The sequence below is a fragment of the Streptomyces sp. HUAS MG56 genome, assembly GCF_058673395.1.
In genome coordinates this window covers 387,221-396,742 of record NZ_CM178722.1, presented here as the reverse complement: position 1 = coordinate 396,742, position 9,522 = coordinate 387,221, and the positions used below count along the sequence as shown (strand labels likewise).

The 9,522-nt window shown below is 68.5% G+C and carries 7 protein-coding genes and 4 pseudogenes; 4 read left to right on the top strand and 7 right to left on the bottom strand.

Annotation, left to right across the window (positions count from 1 at the left end; all coding sequences use genetic code 11):
• Positions 1-7: 7 nt before the first annotated feature.
• The 4 genes and pseudogenes from AC4OXY_RS02025 to AC4OXY_RS02010 form a co-directional block, all read right to left on the bottom strand.
• A pseudogene (locus AC4OXY_RS02025) lies at positions 8-1,090 on the bottom strand (arabinofuranosidase catalytic domain-containing protein); the annotation flags it as partial.
• Between the two features lie 57 nt (positions 1,091-1,147).
• Positions 1,148-1,837 (bottom strand): annotated as a pseudogene (locus AC4OXY_RS02020) (CE1 family esterase); the annotation flags it as partial.
• 244 nt (positions 1,838-2,081) lie between these two features.
• Positions 2,082-3,845, bottom strand: a complete 1,764-nt coding sequence (locus AC4OXY_RS02015) for a cellulose binding domain-containing protein (protein ID WP_376289634.1) — start codon at positions 3,843-3,845, stop codon at positions 2,082-2,084.
• Positions 3,846-4,105: 260 nt separating this feature from the next.
• A complete protein-coding gene (locus AC4OXY_RS02010) occupies positions 4,106-4,921 on the bottom strand; it encodes an AraC family transcriptional regulator (protein WP_362822671.1) in 816 nt (271 codons plus the stop codon).
• 71 nt (positions 4,922-4,992) lie between these two features.
• Here AC4OXY_RS02010 and AC4OXY_RS02005 point away from each other — a divergent pair, with 71 nt between their 5' ends.
• Positions 4,993-5,811 carry a phytanoyl-CoA dioxygenase family protein gene (locus AC4OXY_RS02005; RefSeq protein WP_491992976.1) on the top strand — a complete coding sequence of 273 codons (819 nt, stop codon included), beginning with the start codon at positions 4,993-4,995 and terminating at the stop codon, positions 5,809-5,811.
• A complete protein-coding gene (locus AC4OXY_RS02000) occupies positions 5,808-6,125 on the top strand; it encodes a hypothetical protein (RefSeq protein WP_402066438.1) in 318 nt (105 codons plus the stop codon). The genes AC4OXY_RS02005 and AC4OXY_RS02000 overlap by 4 nt, the downstream gene beginning before the upstream one ends.
• 122 nt (positions 6,126-6,247) lie before the next feature.
• Here the strand turns inward: AC4OXY_RS02000 and AC4OXY_RS01995 are convergent, their stop codons facing one another.
• The 3 genes from AC4OXY_RS01995 to AC4OXY_RS01985 all read right to left on the bottom strand — a co-directional run bounded on the left by AC4OXY_RS01995 (position 6,248) and on the right by AC4OXY_RS01985 (position 7,895).
• Positions 6,248-6,451 carry a hypothetical protein gene (locus tag AC4OXY_RS01995; RefSeq protein WP_491992975.1) on the bottom strand — a complete coding sequence of 68 codons (204 nt, stop codon included), beginning with the start codon at positions 6,449-6,451 and terminating at the stop codon, positions 6,248-6,250.
• Between the two features lie 253 nt (positions 6,452-6,704).
• Positions 6,705-7,430 (bottom strand): glycoside hydrolase family 16 protein, encoded by a 726-nt coding sequence (locus AC4OXY_RS01990; protein ID WP_356024874.1) that lies wholly within the window; start codon positions 7,428-7,430, stop codon positions 6,705-6,707.
• Positions 7,431-7,676: 246 nt separating this feature from the next.
• Positions 7,677-7,895 carry a hypothetical protein gene (locus tag AC4OXY_RS01985; protein WP_491992974.1) on the bottom strand — a complete coding sequence of 73 codons (219 nt, stop codon included), beginning with the start codon at positions 7,893-7,895 and terminating at the stop codon, positions 7,677-7,679.
• On the opposite strand from AC4OXY_RS01985, the pseudogene AC4OXY_RS01980 reads away from it, so the two are divergent.
• Positions 7,864-8,151: pseudogene (locus AC4OXY_RS01980) on the top strand (S1 family peptidase); the annotation flags it as partial. The gene AC4OXY_RS01985 and the pseudogene AC4OXY_RS01980 overlap by 32 nt on opposite strands.
• A 581-nt stretch (positions 8,152-8,732) precedes the next feature.
• Positions 8,733-9,229: pseudogene (locus AC4OXY_RS01975) on the top strand (integrase core domain-containing protein); the annotation flags it as partial.
• Positions 9,230-9,522: the final 293 nt, after the last annotated feature.

The following is a 9,522-nucleotide window of genomic DNA, read 5'->3' as shown; positions in this document are numbered from 1 at the left end:
ACTTTCCGTAGCCGGCGGCCGCGATGCCGGCCTGTACGGCTCCCTCAGTGGCGTCCGAGGGGTAGCCGGAGGTCATGACGCCCTCGTAGAAGGTGCCGGCGGAGCCGTGGCTGTTGTCGCCGCCGATGCCGAGGATGATGGCGCCTTCCTTCTTCATCGGGTTGTAGCCCGCGACATTGGGGCGGGTTCCGCTGTAGAAGGTCGACAGGCCGCCGGACTGGGCGTTGCCGCCGCGGATGGCCCAGTGGTTGGGCTCGCCCTTGACGACAGCGGTCAGATAGCGGTGGCTGATGGAGGGGTCGTTCGCGTTGTAGTGCTGATTCACCCCGGAGAACAGGCCGTTTTCGAGGTCGGCCATGATCCAGGGACCGTTGCCCGATCCGTAGCCCCAGACCTTGATGTTTCCGAAGTAGATGGCTTCCATGGTGCCGTTGCCGTTGTCGCGGCTGTTGGTCTCGGCGTTGCCGTAGTCGAAGCAGCAGCCGCCGTTGTAGTGGGTGCCGTCGAGTACGGCGTACATGCCCTCGGGCTGGTCGCCCTTGGCGACACCGTTGGTGTTGTTGTTGCGGTACCCGGTGCCCGGGGCGACGTAGACGCCGTAGGCCTTGTGGCCGCCGATGGTGGTCGGTGCGGCGGTGGCATTGGCGAGGTTGTCGTAGCCGCCGGCGGCCGGGCCGGAGAACCCGCCAGGAGGTGCCTGGGTGAGGCGGTTGCCGCGGCCGGACTGGTCGTAGATGACGGTGATGACGCAGGTCGTACCGGCACAGAACGAGTCCTGGGCGGCGGCGTTGGCATATCCGCCACGGCTCAGGACGCCGATGTCGCGGGTGGTGTTGTCGGAGGCGCGGCGGACCTGGTACAGCGGGCCGTTGTAGGAGCCGTACAGCGCGCGGGTCGTGCTGTGCGCCGCCACGCAGGGGGTGCCTCCGGCGGCGTAGAGGTCGCACGGCAGCGAGGCGGCGGCCGGGGCGGGGGAGGCCGCCGGGGTTGCGGGTGCGGTGCCGGTGAGCACGCCGAGGCTGAGCGCGGCGGTCGCTCCGGTGGCGAGCAGTGCACGGTGCAGGGGCCGTGTCCGCGGGCGGACGGTCATGAGTGAGCTCCTTCGATGGTGGGGGGTGTCTCACGTGCCGGCGGTGTGCCGGATTCAGAACTGCGTGAAGAACTTCCAGACCTCGGCCGGCACCCAGGTCCGGGAGCCGCTGTCGCCGCCGGCTCCGTCCTGAGGCGCGGGGATGTGGCCGTCGTCGAAGGCGGCCCACTCGACCGGGTGTCCGGTGGAGCATCCCGAGCAGGTGGTGAAGCGGTGCGTCAGGCTGCCCTGTGCGGGCTCGGGCGGGTTCTGGGGAGTGCAGCCGTTGTTCCTGACGAACCGGTCGCGCAGGGCGCGTCCGCCGGAGATGCCGAGCACGTTGTCCCGGATGCCGTGTATGCCGAGGTACGCCATGGGGCGGGTGCCGCCGTCGCAGCCGCTGAGCCGCCAGCCCGGCTGGACCGCGACCGCACGGAAGACGGTTGCCCGAGCACACGCGAGCGCGTAGGTCATGGTGTCGACGAAGATCGCGGTGCTGTTCGCCGGCCGATAGGCGTGGTCCTGGCCGGAGTTGGCCGGCACCTTCGGGATGTAGCTGCGGCTCTTGCCGTTGATCCGGAGTGTACGGCTCCCGCTCGTCAGCGTGGGGGCCTTACCGCAACCGGCGGTCGAGGTTGTGGCCTTGCTTGCCGTGAGGGAGGCGTTCTGTGCGTCGTGGACGCCGTTGCGCAGAGCTGTGCCGCCGGTGGCCTTGACCAGGGCGAGAACTGTCGCGACCACGGCGGACCATAACGGGGGTTTGGGCATCACATCGCTCCGCCTTCTGTCGGATACGGCTTGCTACTTCCCAATAGGGAACAGGTGGTTCGGTATATCGAACTACGCTCGGAACTTCGGACTCTTCAGGATGATAGGAACCGCGCCGCAGACGTCAATGCCCGTCACTTGATTCACCCGAAGTCGATGGTCGCCGAAGCGGTGGGCAGTCCCGACCGCCACACTGACTTCGGCGATGCCGTGGCGGACGCGTTCGCGCCGCCGGCGGCGTGGTTCACCCGATCGAGCAGCTCGCGCCGTTGAGCCAGAACTGCGACGGATCGGCGTCACTGCTGGACCAGGTGCCCTGGAAGCCCCAATAGACGCTCCCGCCCTGCGCGACCGAGGCGTTGGAGGAGGTGTTCCCGGCGTTGATGCTCGGGCCGCTCTGCTTCACCGTGGCGTTCCACTGGGCAGTGATCTGGGTGTCGCCGCCGAAGTTGAAGCCGAGGTCCCAGCCGTTGATCTGGCCAAGGCTGTTGTTGGTGAGGGTGACGGAGCCGATCAGGCCGCCCGGCCACTCGTTCTTGTTGTAGACGACCCGGCAGGCGGCGTCGGCCGGGTGTATCTGGACGACCACGACCGAGTACGCGGGCACGGTCTGCTGAGTCGCGCTGCCGGCGGTGGCCGACGTGATCGAATGAGCGTTCTTCAGATACGAGTAGACCGTCGGGGCGGCGGCGGACGGGGTGAATCCGCTGTAGCCAAGGCTGACCGTCGCGTCGTTGTCCGGATCCTTGTTGATGAGCATGACGTCCACGTCGCCGTTGGCGCGGCGGACGGTGTGCGCGGACAGCAGCGAGTTGGAGCTGGTGGCCTTGACCATCGTGTCGCCCGCGGCGCCCAGCTTGGTGATCATCTGTGTGCCGTAGTACGCCGGGAACGGGGTGTTCAGCGGGGGCTCGCACGAGGCGCCGCTGGAGAGCATGCCGTAGTCGTTGTAGTCGGTGGCGCCTTCGACGCTGGTCAGCCCGGTGCAGTCGGTGCCGTTGTGCATGTCCCACCAGTCCACGCTGAACGCGCCGTTCTCCAGCCAGGTCACGTACTCGTCGGGGGCGAACAGGCCGTTGGGGGAGGTGTCCCGGTAGGACGTGGCGTTCGCCTCCGTCACCGCGATGCCGACGCTGTCGGCGTTGGTACCCGCGTACTGTTTGATCAGCGAGCGCACCGTGCCGGTGATCCTGGGGATGTCGGCCTGTGGCTTGGTGAGCAGGTCGGCCTCGCTCGTGCTGTTCGGGTAGTGGTGCACGATGACGAAGTCGATCTTCGATCCGACGATCGACAGGACCGTGTGGTTCCAGTCCGCGGTGTCACCGGGCCCGGTGATGCCGTCCGGCCAGCCTCCTGGGGTGGTCAGCACCGCACCGATCTTGATGGAGGGATCGACCGCCTTCATCGCCGATATGTACTGCAGCACGTTGTTCGCGTAGGTCGTGGCGCTGTGGCTGGAGTGGTGGTCGGTCTCCCACGGGGAGCCGTACTCGCCGTTGCCGTACTGCTCGTTGCCGACCTCCCAGTACTTCACGCCGTAGCGCTTGGTGACGTTCGCGTACTGCACCCAGGAGGCCGCCTCCTGCGGCGTCCCGGTGCCGTAGTTCACCGTGATCGTCGGCTGCGCGCCTGCCGCACGCGCCGTTCCCATGAAGGTGTCGAAGTCGGTGTTCGGGGCGACATAACCGCCGCCCTCCTCGGTGTTGGTCTGCCAGTGGTAGACGTCGGCGACGCTGCCGCCGGGATAGCGGACGCTCCCCACGCCTTCCGCGCCGAGCAGGCCCGGGATGTCGGAGCGGGTCATGTTGGGGTCGTAGACCGCGACGTTGGTGCCGACCCCGGTGGACGGGATCGTCGCGAGCTGCTGCGCCGCGTCGACCGACACGGACACGGTGGTCGAGGCGGAGGCGGGCGGCGCGGCCGCGGTGACCGTGCCGGCGGCTGCGAGCAGCAGGGCCGCGGCCAGCGCGACCGTCCGACCATGGAACCTACTGATGGACCATCTCATGTGTCTCTCCAGAGATACTGATCATGGTGCTCTGCAGGACGGAAGTGCCGGGTCTGGTCTTCGGGGCACCGGGCGATCGGTGGCTGTCGAAGCGCTTCACTTTTCCTCAAGGTAACGGAGATGTTTCTCGGGAAACAAGCGACGTGAACTCAAGAGAATTTCTCTGAGAGGGCGTCATGGCAGTGGGTCCCGCGAGGAGTTGAATCCGTCCCCGGGATGCGTCGATGCGCTTCGACAACGCTTCGACAGACCGGGTCAGTTCACCCCACGGGCCATCCAGATGATCGCCCGCGGACAGGTCTCGCTGTCTCGCGAACGGCTCGGGGTGAGGCTCCCAGCTCTCGGCGGCAGGCCTTGTTGAAGGCCTGGAGGTCGGGGATTCCCACCGCGGCGGCGATCGCGGAGATGGAGAGGGTGGATTCGCGCAGCAGGTGACGGGCGCGTGCCAGGCGGCGCTGACGGATGTAGGCGACGACGGTCTCGCCGGTGGCCGCCCGGAAGAGCCGGGTGAGGTGGTTGTGGGAGATCCCGGCGGCGCGGGCCACCTCCGGGACGGTGAGGGGGTCGGTCAGCCGGGACTCGATGTAGGAGATCGCGGCGGTGACAGCCTGGTGCGGGCCGTCCCGGGGGCCCTGCGGGACCGGCGGGGTGAGATGGCCGACGCGCCACAGCGCGGCCCAGACCTCGGCCGCGGCCCGGACCGGGGCGCTCGGCCAGGCCGCGATGGCCTGGAGCATCAGGGCGGACAGCATGGACAGCTCCGGACCCGCGTCCTGTACGACGGGCACCGAGCGGAGCGCCCCGCCGGAGGACAGCCGCAGGTGGGCGTACAGGTGCTCGGAGCGGCCCCGGTAGCGGTACCGGACGGTCGTGGCGGGCGGTACGAGGCTGACCCGGCCGGGGCGGATGACATGGGGCGTGCCGTCGACGGTGAGGTCGGCCTCGTACCGGTACAGGTGCAGCTGCCACAGGTCGGGCAGGCGGAAGACGTCGGTGTGCCCGGCCGGGCCGTGGACGCCGACGCCTACGTTCGCCACGACCGGCGGCTCGTCCAGGCACACCGCCACCTCAAGCATGGTGAAAACCTACCAGCGGTGGTGAGCGGGACCCACGCGCCGGACGCGATGCCTTCCCTAGCGTGGTGCACATGACGACAACCAGAGAGCATCTGCTCAGCTCGGTGCGGATGGCGCACTTCGTCGCCCACGGATCGCTGCGCCTGGACGCCGTGGTGCCCGCGGAGATGAACGCCGGGGCCATGGAGGTCTTCGCCGCCGGCATTCCCCCGGTGCCGTACGGCACGCCGGTCACCGAGGCCTATCCCGAGGGTTCCTTCATGCGCAGGCTCGTCGACCTGCCCGAAGTCGCGGGCGCGTTGCACAGTCTCGTCGGCCCCGATCCGAACATCGACCACCACTTCGTCCACGTCCGGGAGCCACGCGAGGGCCGCGCGCAGCCGCTGCACGCGGACGCGATCATCGACGCACGGACCGCCGCGTTCGATGTGCAGCTCATGTACTACCCGCAGGATGTGACCCTGGAGATGGGTGGCACACTGAGCGTGCCCGGCAGCCATCTGCGGCGCACGAACGAGAGCGACACCGGTCGGTACCAGAATCTGCGCGGCCAGCACCGACTGGTCTGTCCGGCGGGCACCGTGGTGTTTCTGCACCACGGTCTCTGGCACGGCGGCCGGCGCAACGACAGCGACATCCTGCGCTACATGTTCAAGATCCGCTTCAATCCGACGGTACGGCAGCGGCGGCTGTGGGACACCTCGGACCTGGCGGACCCGGGCGTGGCGTCGGAACTGAACACCGGCTTCCCCTGGTACGAGGGGGCGACCGGTCGCCTGGAGCTCTACAACCGCGTCCTGTTGTGGCGGGCGCTGACCGGCGACGCGGACTTCGACCTGGACCACTGGGTCACCCGCGTCTCGAACCGACCGCAGGAGGTGCCCGCATGACCGCGATCGACCCCGCCCCCGCCCCGACCTCCTCGGTCGTCCGCCAGCAACTTCTGGTGCTGTACCTGGGCACGTCCGCGCTGGACTCCGACGTCATCGGCTGGGCACTCTACGACGGTACCGGCCGCACATGCCCTACCACGGGCGACAGCGACGAGCCTCCCTACGCGACGGGCGTGGCCGCCCTGTGCGACGGCTGGCGCCTGATCCAGGCGTCCCAGCTGATCCCGCCGTATCCGGGGCACGAGTACGACGTGTCGTTTCTGAAGCACGAGTTCTTCTTCGAGAAGCTCGCGGAGCTTCGCGAGGACTGAGGGCCCCGGCGCCGGACGGTGTGCGGCCGGACCGGCGGGCTTCCGGGAATGCGTAGCCGACTGGTCGCCGTGCCTGCGGCAAGCGACCAGTCGAACCGCTCGGCTAGGTGACGACGGTGCGATCAGTGCCGTGAGAACTGGACCCCGGTCGGTTGCACGATGTTCGGCCGCGGCTCGATCCCGGTGTTGGTCAGCCGTTCACCGTAGATGTCCGTGATTGTGATCGCGCCGCCGCACTCGCTGCCGTCGGCGGAGAGGAAGCAGTCGTAGTCGGTACGCGGCAGTTGCCGCCAGCCATCCGCGGTGCGGACCTCAAGCGCGGCCACCGGATTCCGGTGGCCGATCGCCTGGACGGCGCCCGACTAGGGACTGGACCCGGTCTGGCGCCGGATGGAGATGGTGCCGGCCGGCGCATGACGGTACCTCGGCGGCGCCTCCGCCGGGACGCACACCGGAAGGGCCGGGGACTGACGTTGGGAGCACTCCCGTTGGACCGAGTCGCCGTAGTGAAACTCTGCGACCCGGCCCGGCAGGCACGTTCTCGGCAGTCCTCCGAGTTCGGGTCCTGAAGCGGAACCCTTACGGTTGGTACGGGGTGTACGTGATCGAGGAGACCTTCAGGTACCTCGCGCCGTCTGCTGTGGCCCATGTCGAGTCGTTGGGGTTGCCCGGCCAGTCGCCGCCGACGGCGGTGTTGACGATGAAGTGCATCCCGACACCCGGTGCCGTGGTGTACCACTTGGTGCCGGTGATGGTGCCGTCCACGGCGAAGTCGATGTGATCGGGCCACCAGGTGAACGAGTACGTGTGGTAGGCGTTGGTCCAGCCCGCAGAATCCGTCTTCGAGAACTGGGTCTGGGCGTTGTTGGAGTCGTGGGAGGTCTGGTACACGGAGTTCGGGTTCTGGCCGACGATCTCGGCGGCGTCGAACTCGGGCAGCCACGGATTCAGGTAGGCCGCCCATACCGCAGGCAGGAGGCCCTGGCCGTTGGGCATGTTCGCGGTGAAGCTGTAAGTGCCGTAGCCGTAGAGGGCCTTGGACTCCACGCGGCCGGAGTAGTACGTGCTGCCCGACTTGTAGGTCTTGATGACGAGGGTGCTGCCCTCGTACCAGACGCAGTCGGGAGTGTAGGTCTCCAGCTCGTTGTTGGCGGTCCACCGTCCGTTGATGGTGTTCCACGAGTTGATGGTCTGGGGGGCTCCCCACGACGCCGCGTGGGCTTGCGGCTGTCCCAGGAGAAGCAGGGACAGCGCCGCCAGGGCGGCAACTATCAGGCGTCCCGGCCTGAGAAGTGCAGATGACATCGCGGTTCCATTGCTCGGATGACATGAGGCGGGGGAGCGGTCCCACGCTCCCTTCAACGCCGGACTCTAGGAGTCCGTTCAATGTTTGACAAGATGCGTGGCGCGGATCGTTTCCTGGCTTCTGGAGTTGAAGACACAAGGTGTCGCACCCCGGCTTGATCACAACTGGACACAAGCCCTGACCCCGCCCCGGCAGGCTTCGCGGCCACGGCCGTTCGGCGTGAGCGAGGTGCGGATGAGCTGGGTTCAGTCCGCGTTCTGGGTGCGCTGGTAGAGCTGGGCGATGTCGCCGTCGAAGTACGAGGCGTAGGAGACATCGTCCTGGTCGCCGCCGCTCTCGTGGCCGCGCAGGACCCGGATGACCGTGCCGGTGTGGCTCTTGGGGTCGTAGTCGGCGAGCCAGGGGCTGCCGCTCGTCCCGTCCTCCAGGCCGGTGCACCGGATGGTGCAGCGCAGCGGCAGCACCACCCAGGTCCACGACGGCACCGTCACCGCGCTGAACGCCAGCCTCAACTACCAGGAAGGCACGGTCAGCGGACTGATCCAGACCGACGTCTGCGCCGAGCCCGGCGACAGCGGCGGCGCCCTGTTCGACGGCGAGAGCGCCCTCGGCCTCACCTCCGGCGGCAGCGGCGACTGCACCAATGGCGGCCGGGCCTTGCAGCGTACGGCGCACAGATCGGCTGGCCCCCGGGCCGAACGGCCCCGTCCAACGGCATGAACCGGCCCCCGACTCGCGTCCTGGGACCGGCGCCCAGAACAGGGCTATGTCCTCGCCGCCGATGTCGGCGATGACGGGCCGGAACTGAGCAGGGAGGCCATCCACGCGGTCAGGGCCGGCCGCGGCGGCCACGGCAGGGGCCGTCTCGGCCAAATCAGATGCGATACGGCTCGGCGGCTTCGCCGTAGGGGACTTGTGCCAGGACAAGTTGACGACGACAGTGAGCAGGCAGGAACGGGGTGCGTTCTGACTGCCTGTCCAGGACACGCGCAGGACACCGCAGGGCTTGCGCCTGCCGGGGGCCGGGTGGGTCGGGCGCAGCGATCGGCAGGCAGTGTGGGCGGTCCATGCGGCGAGGTGTGGCAGGGGCAGGGTGGAGCGGCAGCCGCGGCAGCGGTGCCGGTAGCGGAGCCAGTCGTGGCAGACGGCCCGCCGTGCCATGACTGCAATTCACGGGAGGGCCTGTATGCCGTCGGCCGCACGGTGTGTGTGCATCCTGCGCCGTTCCGTTTCGAGGGCTACTGGGCGGATCCGCCCGCCGCGAGCTTCGCCTGGAGCCGGCCGACATCGCCGAAGAGCGGCAGATGGACCTGGTCGGCGGGGTTCCGCCGGCCGACGGGCGGTTGTGCAAGATGGTCACCGGCATGGACGACCACTCCCGGTTCGTCGGGTTCGCCTCCGCCGTGGCTGTGCCCAGCGCCCGCGCGGTGTGCTCGGCCTTCACCGCCGCGATGCGCCGCTGCGGAGTGCCCTTAGAGGCGCTGACGGACAACGACAAGCAGTTCACCGGCCGTCATACCCGACCTCAGCCCGTCGAGGTGCTGTTCGAGGGCGTCTGCCGGGAGAACGGCATCACGCAGCGGCTGACCAAGCCCCGCTCGCCCCCACCATCGTCAGGACGGAGTGCTTCCATCGCACCCTACGGGAGGAGTTCCTCGATCACGTGGTGCCGTTCGAGTCGCTGGCCGCAGCCCGGGAAGCGACCGACGGCTGGGTGCACGCCTACAACCACCAGAGCCCGCACCAGGCCCTGACCATGGCCACCCCGGTCAGCCTCTTCCGGCCCCACGCCCCTGTCCGTCAGGACGGCGAACGCCCTGAACAAGCAGTCACGTAGCAGGAGTTGTCCATCGAGGTTGGCGAACCGCCGGTTCTGCCGCCGCAAGGGAAACCACCGCAGCGTCCGCTTCCTCCTCAACGGACATCTCGTCACCACGGTTCCGTTCCGGCTTCGACCGGAGGATCTCGCCTACCTGGCCACAAGTACGCGCAGGTCTCATAACGTGGCGGATTGCCGTCACGCGCGCCCTCGGTCGACGCTGGGATGCGCGCGTCTAGCGTGCCCCTGTGCGCATCACCTTCTGCGCCGTG

Coding starts and splice junctions, on each gene's coding strand:
- AC4OXY_RS01990 (WP_356024874.1), bottom strand. CDS start 7,430: ATGTCATCTGCACTTCTCAGGCCGGGACGCCTGATAGTTGCCGCCCTG.
- AC4OXY_RS02005 (WP_491992976.1), top strand. CDS start 4,993: ATGACGACAACCAGAGAGCATCTGCTCAGCTCGGTGCGGATGGCGCAC.
- AC4OXY_RS02000 (WP_402066438.1), top strand. CDS start 5,808: ATGACCGCGATCGACCCCGCCCCCGCCCCGACCTCCTCGGTCGTCCGC.
- AC4OXY_RS02010 (WP_362822671.1), bottom strand. CDS start 4,921: ATGCTTGAGGTGGCGGTGTGCCTGGACGAGCCGCCGGTCGTGGCGAAC.
- AC4OXY_RS02015 (WP_376289634.1), bottom strand. CDS start 3,845: ATGAGATGGTCCATCAGTAGGTTCCATGGTCGGACGGTCGCGCTGGCC.